The 16,510-nt window shown below is 73.5% G+C and carries 16 protein-coding genes and 1 pseudogene; 11 read left to right on the top strand and 6 right to left on the bottom strand.

Translation table 11 applies throughout. The features are described 5' to 3' along the window. The first annotated feature begins 16 nt into the window (after positions 1-16). Complete coding sequence (locus tag ACGF3C_RS14515) at positions 17-1,804, top strand: ABC transporter ATP-binding protein (protein ID WP_357196961.1); 1,788 nt, start codon at positions 17-19, stop codon at positions 1,802-1,804. An 84-nt stretch (positions 1,805-1,888) separates the two neighbouring features. Further along, positions 1,889-2,638 carry a DUF2470 domain-containing protein gene (locus ACGF3C_RS14510; RefSeq protein ID WP_357222567.1) on the top strand — a complete coding sequence of 250 codons (750 nt, stop codon included), beginning with the start codon at positions 1,889-1,891 and terminating at the stop codon, positions 2,636-2,638. A 163-nt stretch (positions 2,639-2,801) separates the two neighbouring features. On the opposite strand, the gene ACGF3C_RS14505 is transcribed toward ACGF3C_RS14510, so the two are convergent. From ACGF3C_RS14505 to ACGF3C_RS14495, 3 genes are all read right to left on the bottom strand, one after another. Then, positions 2,802-3,398, bottom strand: coding sequence for a TetR family transcriptional regulator (locus ACGF3C_RS14505; RefSeq protein ID WP_355007642.1), 597 nt, complete (start codon positions 3,396-3,398; stop codon positions 2,802-2,804). Positions 3,399-3,485: 87 nt separating this feature from the next. Then, the gene (locus ACGF3C_RS14500; RefSeq protein ID WP_355007641.1) at positions 3,486-4,241 is read right to left on the bottom strand and encodes an ABC transporter permease; all 756 of its coding nucleotides are present in this window, start codon (positions 4,239-4,241) and stop codon (positions 3,486-3,488) included. After that, on the bottom strand, positions 4,238-4,993 hold the full coding sequence (locus tag ACGF3C_RS14495) for an ABC transporter ATP-binding protein (RefSeq protein WP_357222570.1): 756 nt from the start codon (positions 4,991-4,993) through the stop codon (positions 4,238-4,240). The genes ACGF3C_RS14500 and ACGF3C_RS14495 overlap by 4 nt, the downstream gene beginning before the upstream one ends. 595 nt (positions 4,994-5,588) lie before the next feature. Between ACGF3C_RS14495 and ACGF3C_RS14490 the strand changes: the two are divergent. The 4 genes and pseudogenes from ACGF3C_RS14490 to ACGF3C_RS14475 form a co-directional block, all read left to right on the top strand. Next, positions 5,589-5,825: pseudogene (locus ACGF3C_RS14490) on the top strand (phosphoribosyl-AMP cyclohydrolase); the annotation flags it as partial. Positions 5,826-6,152: 327 nt separating this feature from the next. Beyond that, complete coding sequence (gene hisI / locus ACGF3C_RS14485; protein WP_393222836.1) at positions 6,153-6,587, top strand: phosphoribosyl-AMP cyclohydrolase; 435 nt, start codon at positions 6,153-6,155, stop codon at positions 6,585-6,587. After that, on the top strand, positions 6,584-8,137 hold the full coding sequence (locus ACGF3C_RS14480) for an anthranilate synthase component I (RefSeq protein ID WP_393222091.1): 1,554 nt from the start codon (positions 6,584-6,586) through the stop codon (positions 8,135-8,137). The genes hisI and ACGF3C_RS14480 overlap by 4 nt, the downstream gene beginning before the upstream one ends. Positions 8,138-8,192: 55 nt before the next feature. Next, positions 8,193-8,783, top strand: coding sequence for a Trp biosynthesis-associated membrane protein (locus ACGF3C_RS14475; RefSeq protein WP_393222088.1), 591 nt, complete (start codon positions 8,193-8,195; stop codon positions 8,781-8,783). Positions 8,784-8,892: 109 nt separating this feature from the next. Here ACGF3C_RS14475 and ACGF3C_RS14470 read toward each other — a convergent pair whose 3' ends face one another. After that, a complete protein-coding gene (locus tag ACGF3C_RS14470; RefSeq protein WP_357222576.1) occupies positions 8,893-9,162 on the bottom strand; it encodes a hypothetical protein in 270 nt (89 codons plus the stop codon). Positions 9,163-9,648: 486 nt separating this feature from the next. Between ACGF3C_RS14470 and trpC the strand changes: the two genes are divergently transcribed. Genes trpC through trpA form a run of 3 tightly spaced genes read left to right on the top strand, consistent with a single transcriptional unit; the run spans position 9,649 to position 12,534 of the window. Then, on the top strand, positions 9,649-10,452 hold the full coding sequence (gene trpC / locus ACGF3C_RS14465) for an indole-3-glycerol phosphate synthase TrpC (RefSeq protein ID WP_030334428.1): 804 nt from the start codon (positions 9,649-9,651) through the stop codon (positions 10,450-10,452). A 38-nt stretch (positions 10,453-10,490) separates the two neighbouring features. Continuing rightward, on the top strand, positions 10,491-11,729 hold the full coding sequence (gene trpB / locus ACGF3C_RS14460) for a tryptophan synthase subunit beta (protein WP_393222085.1): 1,239 nt from the start codon (positions 10,491-10,493) through the stop codon (positions 11,727-11,729). 1 nt (position 11,730) lies between these two features. Next, positions 11,731-12,534 (top strand): tryptophan synthase subunit alpha, encoded by an 804-nt coding sequence (trpA, locus tag ACGF3C_RS14455; RefSeq protein ID WP_357222580.1) that lies wholly within the window; start codon positions 11,731-11,733, stop codon positions 12,532-12,534. Between the two features lie 21 nt (positions 12,535-12,555). Here the strand turns inward: trpA and ACGF3C_RS14450 are convergent, their stop codons facing one another. Then, positions 12,556-13,104 (bottom strand): NUDIX hydrolase, encoded by a 549-nt coding sequence (locus ACGF3C_RS14450; RefSeq protein ID WP_393222081.1) that lies wholly within the window; start codon positions 13,102-13,104, stop codon positions 12,556-12,558. A 102-nt stretch (positions 13,105-13,206) separates the two neighbouring features. On the opposite strand from ACGF3C_RS14450, the gene lgt reads away from it, so the two are divergent. Continuing rightward, positions 13,207-14,388, top strand: coding sequence for a prolipoprotein diacylglyceryl transferase (gene lgt, locus ACGF3C_RS14445; RefSeq protein WP_393222078.1), 1,182 nt, complete (start codon positions 13,207-13,209; stop codon positions 14,386-14,388). Positions 14,389-14,397: 9 nt separating this feature from the next. Then, complete coding sequence (locus ACGF3C_RS14440; RefSeq protein WP_357222586.1) at positions 14,398-15,585, top strand: NAD(P)/FAD-dependent oxidoreductase; 1,188 nt, start codon at positions 14,398-14,400, stop codon at positions 15,583-15,585. A 36-nt stretch (positions 15,586-15,621) separates the two neighbouring features. On the opposite strand, the gene ACGF3C_RS14435 is transcribed toward ACGF3C_RS14440, so the two are convergent. Then, positions 15,622-16,458: a GNAT family N-acetyltransferase gene (locus ACGF3C_RS14435; RefSeq protein WP_393222832.1), complete on the bottom strand. Its 837-nt coding sequence runs from the start codon at positions 16,456-16,458 to the stop codon at positions 15,622-15,624. Positions 16,459-16,510: the final 52 nt, after the last annotated feature.

Here is a 16,510-nt window from a genome sequence, read left to right as displayed (position 1 = left end):
ACGAAAGGCGTGCCCGGTGACGTCAACGGTGAACAAGGATGAGCCGGAGGCCCGGCAGGAGACGACCTGGCAGACGCTGCGTCGGGGCCTGGCTCTCTCCCCGGAGCTACGGATCGGTCTGGCCGGCACGTTGGCCCTGGCGTTGGTCTACATGGTGGGTCGTGTCGCCGTGCCGGTCGCCGTGCAGCAGGGCATCGACCGGGGCCTGGTCGGTGGTCTGAACCTGAACGTGGTGTGGACGGTGGTGGCCGTCACCGCGGCGATCCTGACGGTCACCACGATCTGCGGCTACCTGATGATGCGCCGGCTGTTCACTGTCAGCGAGACGGCGCTGGCCAACGTCCGGACGCGCGCGTTCCGCCACGTGCACGACCTGTCGATGCTGCACCAGCAGTCGGAGCGACGCGGTTCGCTGGTCTCGCGGGTCACCAGCGACGTGGACCAGATCACCCAGTTCCTCCAGTGGGGCGGGGTGATCCTGCTGGTCAACCTCGGTCAGCTGGTGGTCACCACAGCCGTCATGCTGGCGTACTCCTGGCAGTTGACACTTGTGGTGCTGGCCGCGTTCCTGCCGGCGGTGTTCGTCATCCGGCAGTTGCAACGTCGCCTCGGCGGCGCGTACGCGACGGTGCGTCAACGCACCGGGACGTTGCTCGGCGCGATCGGCGAGAGCGTGGTGGGCGCGCCGGTGATCCGGGCGTACGGGATCGCCGGGCGCACCGAGCGGCGGCTGGACGAGGCGATCGACAGCCAGCGGCTGGCCCAGCAGCGGGCGATCCGGATCAGCATCGTGGGCAGCTCGGTCGGGGAGTTGGCGGCAGGGTTGGCGTTGGCCGGCGTGGTGGTGCTCGGCGTGCTGTTGGGGGTGGACGGCACGCTGTCGATCGGCCAGCTGACGGCGTTCCTCTTCCTGGTGACGCTCTTCATCCAGCCGGTGCAGATCGCCACCGAGGTGCTCAACGAGGCGCAGAACGCGATCGCCGGGTGGCGTCGGGTGCTGGACGTGCTGGACGTCGCGCCGGACGTGGCCGACCCGGGGGAGCAGGGGCGGGAGCTGCCGGGCGGGCCGTTGGACATCCGGTTCGCCGGTGTGCGGTTCGCCTATCCGGGTGGTCCGCCGGTGCTGCACGACATCGATCTGGAGATCCCGGCGAAGAGTCGGGTGGCGGTGGTCGGTGAGACCGGCAGCGGCAAGACCACGTTCGCCAAGTTGCTGACCCGGCTGATGGACCCGTCGGCCGGGGCGGTGCTGCTGTCCGGGGTGCCGCTGACCGACGTCCGGTTCGGCTCGTTGCGCTCCCGCGTGGTGATGGTGCCGCAGGACGGGTTCCTCTTCGACGCGACGGTGGGGGACAACGTCCGGTTCGCCCGTCCGGAGTTGACCGACGAACAGTTGAGCGCCGCCTTCACCGAGCTGGGCCTGTCGGACTGGCTGGAGGGTCTGCCGGCGGGCCTGGACACCCCGGTCGGGGAGCGCGGTGAGGCGCTCAGCGTCGGGGAGCGGCAGCTTGTCGCGTTGGCCCGCGCGTACGTGGCCGACCCGGACCTGCTGGTGCTCGACGAGGCGACCAGCGCGGTGGACCCGGCGACCGAGGTGCGGTTGCAACGGACGCTGGACGCGGTGACCCGGGGTCGGACCACTCTGGCCATCGCGCACCGGCTCTCCACGGCGCAGGCCGCCGACGAGGTGATCGTGGTGGACCGGGGTCGGGTGGTGCAGCGCGGCCCGCACGACGAGCTGGTTCGCGACGCCGACTCGGTGTACGGCCTGCTCTACGCCTCCTGGCTGGAGCAGACCCGGTGAGGTGCGGCGGTGTGGTGGACGCGGGCGGGCGGGTGCTCTAGGCTCCGGGTTAGGTAAGCCTAACCTTGGAAGGAGGTCGCGCCCATGCGGCCCAACTCCGCCGAGATCGTCCGTACCCTCGTCGCCGGCCGCCTGCCCGGCCTCGTGCACCTGGCCCACCGGCCGGGCCCGCACCACGCCCGGCACGTCACCGACTCGGACGGGCGGGTGCTGCTGCTGGTGCCGGTGGCCAGCCACCTGGCCGCCGCCCTGCAACCGGCCGCCGGGGGCAGCGACGTCGCTGTCGTGCTCGACGTGCTCGACCTGCCGCCCGCCGCCGGTGCGCCCGGCCTGGGTCGTGCCTGGGTGTCCGGCTGGGCGGCCGAGCTGCGCGGCGACGAGGCCCGCCACGCGGCGATCGAGTTCGCCGCGGTCGAGCCGACCGGCGACCTGCTCGACCTGGGCACCCGGTTCCGGCTGTTCCGCTTCGAGGTGGTCGAGGTCCGCTGGGAGCGGGCCGCCGTCGTGCACCGGATCGACCCGGTGGAGTACGCCGAGGCCGAGCCGGACCCGGTGCACCCGGTCGAGGCCCGGCTGCTCGCCGACCTCGCCGAGTGCCACGGCGCCCAGGTGACGGAGTACCTGCGCCAGCAGCTCGGGTTGACCGAGCAGACCCCGGACGGGCCGCCCCGGGTGGTGCGCATCGACCGCTACGGGCTGGTGGTGGCCCTCGGCCGACCCGGCGCCCGGCGTCGGGTCCGGCTGGCCTTCCCGGGCCCGGTGACCGACCCGGCCGACCTGCCACAGCTACTCCCACCCCTGCGACTCACCGCCGACGCCCGCCCCCCGCACTAAAAACCGCCCCGCGCCCCACCCGCCCCCCGCGCCCCCCGCGCCCCGCCCCACCCGCGTCGATCTTGCAGTTTTGGTTGTCGTTACGCGTGATGCGTCCCTTTTGTTGGGACAGAAAGTGCAAGATCGCGCGGGGCGTCCGAGGTTGAGCGGGGCGTTGTCCGGGTCAGGTTGGCAGCGGGCCGGTGAGGTAGCGCTGGATCGTCGGGCCGATCGCGGCCACCAGGGTTTCCGGGTCCGCCGAGGCGACCGGCTCAAGGCGCACCACGTGCCGCATCATGGCCAGGCCGATCATCTGGGTGGCCACCAGGGAGCCCCGCAGCGGTAGCTCGACCGGGTCGACGTCGAGGTTCTCCAGCACCCGGCGCAGCACCTGGGTGGTGACGAACTCGCGCAGCAGTCGAGCGGTCCACTCATTGCTCACCGCGGAGCGCAGCAGCGCCTGTGCGGCGCTGCCGGCCGGGGAGTCCCAGACGCCGAGGAAGATGCGCACCATCCGCTCACCCACGCCGTCCCGGTCGCCGGCGAGCACCCTCGGCACCAGTTGACCGGGGTCGACCGGAAAGTTCATCGCGGCAAGGAAGAGCTGGTCCTTGCTGCCGAAGTAGTGGTGCACGAGCGCCGGGTCGACCTGCGCCGTGCCGGCGATGCCCCGGATCGAGGCGGCGTCGTAACCACGTTCGGCGAACGCCGTCCGCGCCGCGTCGAGAATCGCCTCCCGGGTGCCCGGGTTGCCGGGTCGCCGGCCGGTCCGCCGCGTCATCGCCGCCCTTCGTTCGTCCGCCTCGGCCCGTCGTCCCGGCCCGGCCACGCCGGGGTCGGCTGCCGCGCCGCCCCCCGGCGCTGGCGGTCAGCCGCTGCGTCGGCGCAGGGTGGCCGCCGCGAGCACCAGCGCCAGCACCACCGCGCCGAGAACCACGGCGACGTCGCGCCACATTCGGCCGGTCGGTTCGGCGTGGGCGCCGACCTCCTGCAACGCCTCGATGGCGTACGACAGGGGGAAGGCGTCGCTGAGCGCCTGGAGCCAGCCGGCCATCTGGTCACGGGCCACGAACAGCCCGCAGAGCAGCAGTTGGGGGACCACCACGACTGGCAGGAACTGTACTGCTTGGAATTCGGTGCGCGCGAAGGCACTGCACAGCAGCCCGAGGGCGACGCCGAGCACGGCGTCGAGCACGGCGATCCCGATCACCAGCCCGATGCTGCCGGCGGTCTCCAGATCGAAGATCCAGTACGCCACCGCGGCGGCGACGGCGGCCTGCACGGCGGCGGCCAGCCCGAACGCGATGCCGTACCCGAAGAGCAGATCGAGCTTGCCCAGCGGCGTGGTGAGCAGCCGCTCCAGCGTGCCCGAGGTGCGTTCCCGCAACATGGCGATGCTGGTCACCAGAAACATGATCACGAAGGGGAAGATGCCGAGCATCACCAGCGCGATCCGGTCGAAGGTGGTGGGTTGGCCGGGCGGGGTCGGTTGGTCGGCGTACATGAAGTAGACCAGGGTGAGCAGGACGGCCGGCACCACCACGAGCAGCGCGATGGTCCGCCGGTCGTGCCGGAGCTGACGGAGGATGCGCCCGGTGGTGGCGGCGAGAATTCGCGCGTTCATGCTGTCTCCCGTGCGGCTGTCGCGTCGGTGCTGGTGGAGGCGGCCTCGCCGGCCCGGATGAGCCGCAGGAACGCCTCGTCGAGGTCGTCCACACCGGCGGCGGCGCGGATCGCGGCGGGGCTGTCGTCGGCGATCAACCGCCCCTGGCGGATCAGCAGCAGTTGGTCGCAGCGTGCCGCCTCGTCCATCACGTGGCTGGACACCAGCAGGGTGGTGCCGGCGGCGGCCATCGCGTGGAACCGGGCCCACAGATCGGCCCGCAGCACCGGGTCCTGGCCGACGGTCGGCTCGTCGAGGATGACCAGCTCCGGCTCCCCGACCAGGGCACACGCCAGCGATGCTCGGCTGCGTTGACCACCGGAGAGGGTGCCGACCAGTTGACCGGCGGCCTCGGCCAGCCCGACGTCGCTGATCGCCCGGTCGGCCTCGGCGCGTCCCCGCCCGTACAGGGCCGCGAAGTAGCGGGCGTTCTCCCGGACGGTCAGGTCGGCGTAGACGCTGGGCGCCTGGGTCAGGTAGCCCACCCGGTGCCGCAGCGCGGGGGTGCCCGCCGGTTGACCGAGCACGGTGACCGTCCCGCCACCGACCAGCTGCACCCCGACCACCGCGCGCATGAACGTGGTCTTGCCACTGCCACTGGGGCCGAGCAGCCCGGTGACCGCGCCGCGCGGGACCCGGCAGCTGATGCCGTCCAGCACCCGCCGCCCACCCCGGTCCACGACCAGGTCTCGGACGGCTATCGCATCGTCCATCACGCACCTCCAGAGAAACTCATCACCTGTTGAACTCAACGCTAGATGAAATCCCGCGCCGGGCGCAACGCCCGCGCCGACGTCCGGCCCAACCGTCCGCGCGGAGCGCGAGAACGGGCAGTAGGCTCCGGACCGGACAGGAAGTCCGCCAACGGGCATTGCGCGCTGATCGGACGTACGGCACGATGGCGCGGTGGGTCACGCTCCGTTACCGGATAGCGGTTTTCTTGAGGATTGGGCCGTGCGGTTGCGGCAGGCCGCCGAGCGGCCGGTGGTCGGCATCCTGTTGCGCGGCAGCCACGCCCGCCGCGCCGCCACCGCGCACAGCGACGTCGACCTCGACGTGTTGGTCGGCGGCGCCCCGTACGCGGCCCGCCGGGCCTACCTGGACGAGTCCGCAGGCCAGGTCACTCACGTCTCGGTGGCCGCCCGGGACATCCGGTCCTGGGTGCACCGTCTGGGCGAACCGGCGGACTGGGCGTTCGGGCTGCCGGTCACCGCGCCGGCGCGGCTGCTCTGGGCCGACCCGCACTGGCGGCCCCGGATCGACCTGCCGGTGCTCTGCCAGCCCGCCGAGCCGCCCCGACTGGAAGAGATGATCGCCACGCTGGGTAAGGCCGCCGCCGCCCGCGCGGCCAGCGACCGTCTCGGGGTCCGGCTCGCCGTCGCCGACCTGGCGCGGCTCTGCCCCTCGGTGCTGCGGCCGGCCAACCCGTCCGTGCGGGTCCACTCCCGAAGGGCGGCCTTCGCGGCGGCCCTGGAACTGCCGGTGGCGCCACCCGGCTACCGGACCGACATGGTGCTCTGCCTCGGGCTGCGCCCGGGCGCGACCGGGCAGCTCTGGGCCGCCGCCGTGCGGCTGGTCGCCGGCACGCTGCCGTTGATCAGGCCGTACGCCGAGGAGATCGCCGACACGGCCGGCGCGGACCTGGCCGCCGCCCTGGTCGACGGCCGGCTGGACCGCTACGTCGCCCAGCTGGCCCGGCCAGCCGGGCCCTCGTCGCAGTCCGGACCCCTGTCGCAGTCCGGACCCCTGTCGCAGTCCGGGCCCTCGTCGCAGCCTCGGCCCTCGTCGCAGCCCTGGCTCTCGGGGCCCCCGCCGCAGCCGGGGCGGGAGCGGTCGGCGGTGCCCGCGCCGCGTGCGGGAGAATTCGTGACTGTGCCCGTACCTGATCCGCCGGTGACCGGCGTTCCCAGCGATCCGAACGAGCTGGCCGCGCCCGCGACGGCGCGCCCGTCCCGGCTCGACCCGGCCATCGCCGCCCAGTTGCGCCGCACCGCCGACGGTCTGGTCGCCGCCGTGGTGCGCGCGCACGACTCCGGTGAGGTGCTGATGGTCGCCTGGATGGACGACGAGGCGTTGCACCGCACCCTCACCACCGGCCGGGCCACCTACTGGTCGCGCAGCCGCCGCGAATACTGGGTCAAGGGCGCCACCTCAGGGCACCACCAGTACGTGCGGTCGGTCGCCCTGGACTGCGACGGGGACGCGCTGCTGGTGAGCGTGGACCAGGTCGGCGCGGCCTGCCACACCGGCCACCGGACCTGCTTCTTCACCGAGCTGCCCGTCTCTACTCCGGAGGCACTGCCATGACCGACGGCACCGTCAGCCCCGACCTGGCCACCTTCACCGAGCTGGCCGCCGACTGGCGGGTGGTGCCGGTCACCCGGCGGCTGCTGGCCGACGCGGAGACCCCGGTCGGGGTCTACCGGAAGTTGGCCGGTGGACCGGGCACGTTCCTGTTGGAATCGGCCGAGCAGGGAGTCGGCTCGGCCGGCATGGCCTGGTCGCGCTACTCGTTCATCGGCGTACGCAGCAGCGCGACCCTGATCGCGCGCGACGGCGTGGCGACCTGGCTCGGCCAGCCGCCGGCCGGGCTGAGCACCGAGGGTGACCCGGTGCGGATGCTGCGGGAGACTGTGGCGGCGCTGGCCGGCCCGGTCGGGGACCCGTCCGACGGTCTGCCGCCGCTGACCGGGGGCATGGTCGGCTACCTCGGCTACGACCTGATCCGGCGCTTCGAGCGGTTGCCTGAGCTGACCGAGGACGACCTGGGCGTCCCGGAGCTGGGCATGATGCTCGCCACCGACCTGGTGGTGCTCGACCACTACGACGGCTCCGCGATCCTGGTCGCCAACGCGGTGCTGCCGCCGTTGGACGCCCCGGACCGCGCCCCGCAGGTCGCCGCCGCCTACCACCACGCGGTGGGCCGGTTGGACGCGATGACCACGGCGCTGTCCCGGCCCATCCCGCCGATGATCTCCACGGTCGAGCGTCCGCCGGCCGGCGATGTGCTCTGCCGTACGCCCGACGGCGGCTACCCGAAGGCGGTGGACGCGGCCAAGGAGGCGATCAGGGCCGGTGAGTGCTTCCAGATCGTGCTCTCCCAGCGCTTCGAGCGGACGACCCACGCCGACCCGCTGGACGTCTACCGGGTGCTGCGCACCAGCAACCCCAGCCCGTACATGTACCTGCTGCGCTTCGACGGGTTCGACATCGTCGGCTCGTCCCCGGAGGCGCACCTGAAGGTCACCGGGGCCGCGGACGGGCAACGCCGGGCGTTGTTGCACCCGATCGCCGGCACCCGGCCGCGGGGCGGCACCCCCGCCGCCGACGCCGCCCTCGCCGCCGAGCTGCTCGCCGACCCGAAGGAACGAGCCGAGCACGTGATGCTGGTCGACCTCGGCCGCAACGACCTGGGTCGGGTCTGTCGGCCCGGCAGCGTGGAGGTGCCCGAGTTCGCCACCATCGAGCGCTACAGCCACGTGATGCACATCGTCTCCACCGTCACGGGCACGCTGCGTGACGACCAGAGCGCCTTCGACGCGTTGGCCGCGACCTTCCCGGCCGGCACGCTCTCCGGGGCGCCCAAGGTGCGCGCCATGGAGATCATCGAGGAGTTGGAGCCGGTCCGTCGCGGCCTCTACGGCGGCACCGTCGGCTACTTCGGCTTCGGCGGCGACCTGGACATGGCGATCGCCATCCGGACCGCGCTCATCCGCGACGGCCGCGCCTACGTCCAGGCCGGGGCGGGGGTGGTCGCCGACTCCGACCCGGCCGCCGAGGACCAGGAGACGCGCAACAAGGCGGCGGCCGTGCTGGCCGCGATCGCAGCCGCCGAGACCCTCCGGCCAGCACGGTGAGCGCGAGGAGTTCGGCGCAGCGTTGCCCCGCAGTCGCTGACGATGGGATGAGTTCGTGAGCGGCGGGGAGCGGTCCGTCGTGGGCCGGCGCGCGTTGACGTACGCCGTGCTGCTCTGCCTGGCCGGCGCGGGCCTGGCGCTGTGGGCCGCGACGCGCGGTTGGTCGGTCGAACTGACGGTACGTCCGGCGCCGCTGCCGCCGGTGCGTGACACCCGCAGCGGTGCGAGCCTGCTGCCCTGGCTGCCGGCGTTGGCCCTGGTGACCCTGGCCGGGGGTGGCGCGGTGCTGGCCACCCGGGGCCGCCTGCGTCGGGTGCTCGGGGCGCTGCTCGGCGTACTCGGTCTGGCCGTGGCGGCCGGCGGCGGGTACGGGCTGGTGGCCGACGTGAGCGGCGTTGTGAGCCGGCAGTGGCCGGCGCTGTGCCTGCTCGGCGGCCTGTTGGCCGCCGGCGGAGGCTGGTGGACGGCGGCGCGTGGCGGTGACTGGCCGGCGATGGGCGCCCGGTACGAGCGTCCGGCGCGGAGCGCGCCGCAGGACGCGCCGACGCAGAGCGACCCGGCCGGGCCGCCGACGCCGTTGGCGGGGCGTCGGACCACCGAGGCGTGGGACGCGCTGGACCGGGGCGAGGACCCGACGGCCGACTGACGCGGTGGCCGGCTGATCGCGGTGGCCCGCTGCTCGACTGGCCCGGTCGCCGCGACGGGCGGCTGACGCGCAGGTTGCTACGGGCGGCTGACGCGCAGGCCGGAGGGCGTCAGCCGACCGGCTGGCGCTCCCACTGGGTGCGGCTACTGGCGGCGCGGGCGGCGGTCAGCTCTTCGACCAGGCGGTTGAGTTCGGCACGCTGGTCGGCGCGGGCCCGGTCGGCGCAGACCGCCTCCCAGGCGTTGCCCCGTGCTGTCCGCATCCGTCCCTCGCCCACCACGGCCCGTTCCACGGTGCGCACCACGCCGACGGCGAGCGATGCCATCGTCCGCGAGATCGTGGTCAGTCCGATGGTCGGGTGCGGCTCGGAAATGCTCATGATCACCTCGCGCGAGGAGTTGCGACGGTCGGGGCAGGCGCGCCATCGAGTCTGCCTGAGGACGATGCTCGCCCGTCGACGTTTCGCCGCGGTGACCGCCCGGTCAACTGTCTCGCCTCGGCCGTGACCAGGACTGTCCGGCCGACCTTGAGCTTGCTCACAGCATCGACGGGCGTCGTTGCTGTCGCGCGCCGCGCGGTAACTGGTGGCATGATCGATGGATCGGCCCGGTCTGACCGCGGCCGCCGGGCTCCATACCGCGTGACGGTGATCGATACCGGAGGTGGCGCTGCGTGACAACCCCTTCACGGCAAGTCGGCCATTATGCCGCAGCCCTTTTCGTGAGCAGCGCCATACCCCCGGCATTCGGCGTCGGTCGGCTGCCCCTAGCATCGGCCCATGACGCCCGGAGAGGGGAGTCCGTTCGTGACTGCTGAGCATGCGCACGCGGAGGGGGACGAGGCCGGCCAGGCAGCGTCCGTAAGCGTGCTCGACGAGATTCTGGCCGGCGTGCGTGAAGACGTCGCCCGACGCCAGGAGCAGGTTCCGCTGGAGCGGATCCGTGAACTGGCAGCGGCGGCGCCGCCGCCCATGGACGCGTACGCGGCGCTGCGCAAGCCCGGCGTGGCCGTGATCGCCGAGGTTAAGCGTTCGTCGCCGTCCAAGGGCCGGCTGGCCGAGATCGCCGATCCGGCCGACCTCGCCGTCGACTACGCGGCCGGTGGGGCGCGGGCGATCAGCGTGCTGACCGAGGGGCGCTGGTTCGGCGGTTCGCTGGACGACCTGGCGGCCGTCCGTGCGGCGGTCACCGTGCCGGTGCTGCGTAAGGACTTCGTGGTCTCCAGCTATCAGATCCACGAGGCCCGCGCGCACGGCGCCGACCTGGTTCTGCTGATCGTCGCCGCACTCGAGCAGAACGTCCTGATGGGCCTGCTGGAGCGGATCGAGTCGCTGGGCATGACCGCTCTGGTCGAGGTGCACGACGAGGAAGAGGCCGACCGCGCGTTGGAGGCCGGCGCGCAGGTGATCGGGGTCAACGCCCGTGACCTGCGTACCCTGGAGGTCGACCGGTCGGTGTTCGAGCGGATCGCGCCCGGTCTGCCCAGCAGCGTCGTCAAGATCGCCGAATCCGGCGTTCGTGGCCCGCACGACCTGATCCGGTACGCCTCCGCGGGCGCCGACGCGGTCCTCGTGGGCGAGGGCCTGGTCACCCAGAAGAGCCCCCGCGAGGCGGTCGCCGAGTTGGTCAACGCCGGCAACCACCCGGCAACGCCCCGGCCGGTGCGCTGACCCCGCGCCGGGCTGACGTCCCACCGAGAGGATTCCCGATGAGCGCCGACGCGCTGGCCCCGGTGGCCGGCCCGCAGCCCGACTCCGCCGGCCACTTCGGCCGCTTCGGCGGTCGGTTCGTTCCCGAGGCCCTGGTGGCCGCGTTGGACGAGCTCGACGGGGCGTGGCGTACGGCGATGGAGGACGAGTCCTTCCGAGCGGAGTTCGGCGCGCTGTTGCGCGACTACGCCGGCACGCCTTCGCTGCTCTACGAGGCCCGGCGGTTCTCCGCGAAGGTCGGCGCGCGGGTGCTGCTCAAGCGCGAGGACCTCAACCACACGGGTGCGCACAAGGTGCGCAACGTGCTCGGCCAGGCGCTGCTCACCAAGCGGATGGGCAAGACCCGGGTGATCGCGGAGACCGGCGCCGGCCAGCACGGTGTCGCCACCGCGACCGCCGCCGCCCTGTTCGACCTCGAGTGTGTGGTCTACATGGGCGAGGTCGACACCGAGCGGCAGGCGCTCAACGTGGCCCGGATGCGGATGCTCGGCGCGACAGTCGTCCCGGTCACCAACGGCTCGCGCACCCTCAAGGACGCGATGAACGAGGCGATGCGCGACTGGGTGGCGAACGTCGACGAGACGCACTACCTGATCGGCACCGCCGCGGGCCCGCACCCGTTCCCGGCGATGGTGCGCGACTTCGTCCGGGGCATCGGAGACGAGGCCCGTCAGCAGTGCCTGGACCTCACCGGCGGGTTGCCGGACGCCGTCACCGCCTGCGTCGGCGGCGGCTCCAACGCGCTGGGCATCTTCCACGCGTTCGTGGGCGACGAGGCCGTTCGGCTGTACGGCTTCGAAGCGGGTGGCGACGGGGTGGCCACCGGCCGGCATGCGGCGAGCATCACCGGCGGGTCGGCCGGGGTGCTGCACGGCACCCGCACCTTCGTGCTCCAGGACGCCGACGGGCAGACCCTGGAGTCGCACTCGATCTCCGCCGGCCTGGACTACCCGGGCGTCGGACCCGAGCACGCGTGGCTGCACGACACCGGCCGGGCGAACTACCTGCCGGTCACCGACGACGAGGCGATGGCCGCGTTCGAGCTGCTCTGCCGTACCGAGGGCATCATCCCGGCGATCGAGAGCGCGCACGCGCTCGCCGGCACCGTTGTGCTGGCTCCGAAGCTCGCCGCTGAGCTGGGCCGGGAGCCCACCATCGTGGTCAACCTCTCCGGGCGGGGCGACAAGGACGTGCACACCGCCGGCGACTACTTCGGCATCCTCGACAAGGAGCGGTGAGATGAGCCGGATCGGGGTGGCCTTCGACAAGGCCCGCGCCGACGGACGGGCACTGCTGGTCGGCTGCATGCCGGCCGGTTTCCCCACCGTCGAGGGCAGCATCGCCGCGATGACCGCCATGGTCGAGGCCGGCGTCGACGTGATCGAGGTGGAGATCCCCTACTCGGACCCGGTGATGGACGGGCCGGTGATCCAGCGGGCCAGCGACATCGCGCTGGCCGGTGGCGTACGCACCGCGGACACGATGCGCATCATCGAGGCGGTGGCGGCCACCGGCGCCCCAGTGGTCACCATGACCTACTGGAACCCGGTCGAGCGGTACGGCGTGGACGTCTTCGCCCGTGACCTGGCCTCCGCCGGCGGCACCGGCCTGATCACCCCGGACCTCATCCCTGACGAGGCCGAAGAGTGGCTGGCCGCCTCGGACGCGCACGGGCTGGACCGCACGTTCCTGGTCTCGCCGTCGTCCACCGACGCTCGGCTGGCGATGACGGTGCAGCACTGCCGGGGCTTCGTCTACGCGACCGCCGTGATGGGGGTGACCGGCGCCCGGGCGCGTACCTCCGACGCCGCCCCGACGCTGGTCTCCCGGGCCCGCGCGGTCACCGACCTGCCGATCGGCGTCGGCCTGGGTGTGGGTACCGGCGCGCAGGCCGGCACCGTCGCCGGTTACGCCGATGGGGTGATCGTGGGCAGCGCGCTGGTTCGGTGTGTGCTTGACGCGCCCACCGAGGCCGACGGGCTGGCCGCCCTTCGCACGCTCAGCGCCGAACTCGCCGAGGGCGTCCGTAACCCCACCCGCTGAGCCCGCGTCGCCCAGCCCGGCTCAACCCGGCCCGGCGTGCCGCGCGTTCTGGTCGGCCGTCGGCCGCCCGTCCTCGGCTGGGCGGGCCGCCGGCAACGACGCGACGGCGACGGTGCCGGGCGCACAGTCGATGTCGCGGAGTACGCCGAAGCGGCCGTCGGTCGCGTCGGTGACGGCGGCTCGGGTGAGCGGGGTGACCACCTCGGGCAGCGCGTCGGGGGAGTGCCAGGACAGTCGGCAGCCCGGCGGTGGGTCGGTGGCGGGTCGGACCCCGGCGGCGCGGGCCCGGAACACGTGCACGAGGACGTCCGGCAGCGGGCCGGCGCGTCCGGCGGCGGCCTCCCCCGAAGGGCGGCTCACCTGGTAGATGCCGACCAGGCCGGTCAGCTCGATGTCCCAGCCGGTCTCCGCGCGAATGTCCCGTAGCGCCGCCCGCACCGGGCTCTCGGCCGGACGCAGCCGCCCACCGGGCAACGCGTGGCGGCGGTCCCCCCGACCCTGCTGGCAGAGCAGCACCCGACCGGTGTCGTCGGTGACGACCGCGGCGACCGCCCAGGTGAGCGCGCTCATGGACAAAGAGCCTACGGCGGCGCAAACCAGAAGTCACCGGGATGCGCCCTCCAGCGGCCCGGGGTGCCGCTGCGGGGGTGTGCAGCGGTAGCGTGTGCACCCGTGACCCTCGCCTCGCTCTCCCCCCAGGCGGCCCTGCCCAGCCCCAGCACCGCGGTCTGGCAGCTCGGGCCGGTGCCGATCCGGGCCTACGCGCTCTGCATCATCGCCGGCATCGTGCTGGCCTGCTGGGTGACGGAGCGCCGGCTGCGGCAGCGCGGCGTCGCGCCCGGCGCGGTGCTCGACATCGCTGTCTGGGCGGTGCCCGCCGGCATCATCGGCGCCCGGATCTACCACGTGATCACCTCACCCGAGAAATATTTCGGGGCCGGTGGTGACCCGATGAAGGCGTTCGCCATCTGGGAGGGCGGTCTCGGCATCTGGGGCGCGGTCGCCGGTGGCGCGGTCGGTGCCTGGATCGCGGCCCGACAGCTCGGCATTCCGTTCGGCGTGGTGGCTGACGCGCTGGCCCCCGGGCTGCCGCTGGCCCAGGCCGTCGGCCGGCTCGGCAACTGGTTCAACAACGAGCTCTTCGGTGGCCGGACGACCCTGCCGTGGGGTCTGGAGATCCACCGGATGGACCCGGACAACCCCGGGCACGCCCTCCGCGACGACGCCGGGCAGCCGATCCTCGAACCAGGCCTCTACCAGCCCACTTTTCTCTACGAGTTGCTGTGGAACCTCGGCGTCGCAGCTCTGGTCCTCGTCCTCGACCGTCGGTTCAAGCTGGGCCGGGGCCGGGCGTTCGCGCTCTACGTGATGGGTTACACCGTCGGTCGGTTCTGGATCGAGCTGATGCGCACCGACGAGGCCAACCAGATCTTCGGCGTCCGGCTCAACGTCTGGACCGCCGCACTGGTCTTCCTCGGCGCCCTGATCTACTTCGTACGGGTGCGTGGCCCTCGGGACTACCTGATCCCACTCGGCCCGGCGGGGACGACGACCCCGCCCCCCACGTCCGACCTGTCCCAGGTCGACCTCTCCGAGCGGGAGACCCCCACGCGGGCCGCCGCGCCGGAGGGCTACCGGGTGGTGAGCGAGGAGCAGTACGCGGCCTGGCAGGACACCGGCGTCGTACCGTCGGCGGACGACGACGACTCCGGACCGGATGACGGCGAGCCGTCCGGCGACACGGCCGTCGACGACCTCGCGCCGAGCGACGACGAGCCGGCGGACGCTCCGTCCGCCGTTCGCACCGACCGGGCCGACGCCACTGGCGCGCGTCCCGCCGACCGGGACAGCTGAGCGGCACCGATGCGAAGCGCGGTGGTGGTCGGCGCAGGGGTCGGTGGCCTCGCGGTGGCCGGCGCGCTGGCCCGTTCCGGCTGGCAGGTCACCCTGTTGGAACGCGCCGAACGGGTCCGCCCCGAGCCCACCGCTGTGGTGCTCTGGCCCAACGGTGTTCGCGCGCTCCAGGCCCTCGGCCTCGGTGCCGGCCTGGCCGCCATCGCCACCCCGTTGCCCGACGGCGGGGTCCGTCGCCCGGATGGGCACTGGCTCGTGCAGCCCCGGCCCGTTCCGGCCGACCGGATGCCGGTGGTGGTGCACCGGGAGGATCTGCACGACGCGCTGATCGCCGGCCTCGGCGAGCGGGTCGAGTTGCGGACCGGTGTGACGGTGCGCCACGTCCGCGTCGAGCCGGGCGAGCGGCCGGGCGTCAGCGACGGGCGGCACACCATCGAGGCCGATCTGGTGGTGGCCGCCGACGGCACCGACAGCGGCATCCGCCGCCAACTCGCGCCCGAGTCCCGGGTGGTCAGCTCCGGATGCGCCGCCTGGCGGGCCGTCATCCCCTGGTACCAGGCACCTCGGCTCCCCGACGATCAGCCGTTGGCCGGCGAGATCCTCGGCGCGGGTTACCGGTTCGTGGCCGCGTCGCTGGGCGAGCGCGGCTCCTCGGGCGGGTCCACCCGGGGCGGCATCTACTGGGTGGCCACCGCCGCCGGCGCGCCCCGCCCGGAACCACCGGAGACCCAGCTCGCCCTGCTGCGTCGCTGGTACGCGGGCTGGCCCGCGCCGGTCGGCGCGCTGCTCGACGCCACCAACCCGGCCGACCTGGTCCAACAGGAGGTTCGCGAGCTGCGCCCGCTGCCCCGGGCGTACGGCTTTCCGGTCGGGCCCGGTGGGGTGGTGCTGCTCGGCGACGCGGCGCACGCCATGCCGCCGCACCTCGGGCAGGGCGCCTGCCTGGCGTTCGAGGACGCCGCGACGCTCGCGTCGCTGCTGCGGGAGGCTCGGCTGCCCGACGCCGTCCAGACGTACGACCGGGTGCGCCGTCCCCGGGCCGCGACAGTGGTCCGGCAGACCCGGCGGATGTCGGCGGTGCTCCAGACCCGGGGCCGGTTGGCGCTGCGCGCCCGGGACGCCGCACTGGGCACGATCAACTCCCGACTGCTCTCCAGCGCCGCCGCCTCCGCCGCCCAGTGGCGCCCACCGACCTGACCTCGGCCGCGACGCAGGTCGGTGGAGCGGGGCAGCTCAGGGGATGAGGGCGGCGGGTTCGGCGATGCAGGCGGTGCCGATTCGGCGGAAGCCGACCCGCAGGTAGACCCGCGCGATCTCCTCGCTGCCCGCGGAGAGAAAGACCAGCTCGGTGCCGGCGGCGAGGAGTTCCCGGGCCAGGGTGGCGGTGAGCGCGGCGCCCAGCCCGCGTCGTCGGGCGGACGGCAGGGTGGCCACACCGGCGACCTCCGCGACGTCGTCCACCCGCATCGCCATGCCGCTGGCCAGTGCGCCCTCGGTCGGCGTGCCGGCCAGCGCGGAGATCCGTCGCCCGTCGGCGATCCGGACGCGCTCCTCGTCGAGCGCGGCCAGTTCGAGTTCGGTGACGGCGGCGTCGCGTTCGGCCGGACCCGCCTCGCCGGGCGCGGTGCCGGCGGCGGCGAACGCCACCGCTGCCACGGCACGCCGTGCGGCGACATCGGCGGCGAAACCGGGGGAGTCAGCGGCCAGCACCCGCACCGCCGCGTCGGAGAGCGTCGCCGGGTCGGGCAGCGCGCTCGGGTCGAGCACCATCAGCGGCGCCTCCAGCACGCTGAGCCCCGCCGAGCGGGCCACCGCCAGCAGCTCCGGGGTCGTCTCGTGCACCCACTCGAAGGCCTCCGGCAGGCCCAGCTTCCGCTGGCGCTCGCGGACCGAGACCACGTCGGCCAGCGACGGCGGCTCGGTGGCGTCGATCCGGGGGCGGGCATAGAACGGCCAGCCGGCGCCTTCGCGGACGAACAGCACCAACGCGCCATGCTCCTCCGCAGCGGCGACGTCGCGGGGCACCGCGTCGTAGAAGCGTTCCAACCGGTCGAAGACGTGCCTGTGCAGCGGATCCACCGCGCGAGACTACACGTCCCAGCCTGTGGACGGTGTGATCAAT

The sequence above is a fragment of the Micromonospora sp. NPDC047762 genome, from assembly GCF_043204655.1.
In the GTDB taxonomy this organism is placed as follows: Bacteria; Actinomycetota; Actinomycetes; order Mycobacteriales; family Micromonosporaceae; genus Micromonospora.
This window is presented reverse-complemented; position numbering and strand designations above follow the sequence as displayed.

Excerpts from the sequence above, each read along its gene's own strand:
- ACGF3C_RS14510 (WP_357222567.1), top strand. The coding sequence starts at position 1,889 with ATGCGGCCCAACTCCGCCGAGATCGTCCGTACCCTCGTCGCCGGCCGC.
- ACGF3C_RS14505 (WP_355007642.1), bottom strand. The coding sequence starts at position 3,398 with ATGACGCGGCGGACCGGCCGGCGACCCGGCAACCCGGGCACCCGGGAG.
- ACGF3C_RS14500 (WP_355007641.1), bottom strand. The coding sequence starts at position 4,241 with ATGAACGCGCGAATTCTCGCCGCCACCACCGGGCGCATCCTCCGTCAG.
- ACGF3C_RS14495 (WP_357222570.1), bottom strand. The coding sequence starts at position 4,993 with ATGGACGATGCGATAGCCGTCCGAGACCTGGTCGTGGACCGGGGTGGG.
- ACGF3C_RS14480 (WP_393222091.1), top strand. The coding sequence starts at position 6,584 with ATGACCGACGGCACCGTCAGCCCCGACCTGGCCACCTTCACCGAGCTG.
- ACGF3C_RS14470 (WP_357222576.1), bottom strand. The coding sequence starts at position 9,162 with ATGAGCATTTCCGAGCCGCACCCGACCATCGGACTGACCACGATCTCG.
- trpB (WP_393222085.1), top strand. The coding sequence starts at position 10,491 with ATGAGCGCCGACGCGCTGGCCCCGGTGGCCGGCCCGCAGCCCGACTCC.
- trpA (WP_357222580.1), top strand. The coding sequence starts at position 11,731 with ATGAGCCGGATCGGGGTGGCCTTCGACAAGGCCCGCGCCGACGGACGG.
- ACGF3C_RS14450 (WP_393222081.1), bottom strand. The coding sequence starts at position 13,104 with ATGAGCGCGCTCACCTGGGCGGTCGCCGCGGTCGTCACCGACGACACC.
- ACGF3C_RS14440 (WP_357222586.1), top strand. The coding sequence starts at position 14,398 with ATGCGAAGCGCGGTGGTGGTCGGCGCAGGGGTCGGTGGCCTCGCGGTG.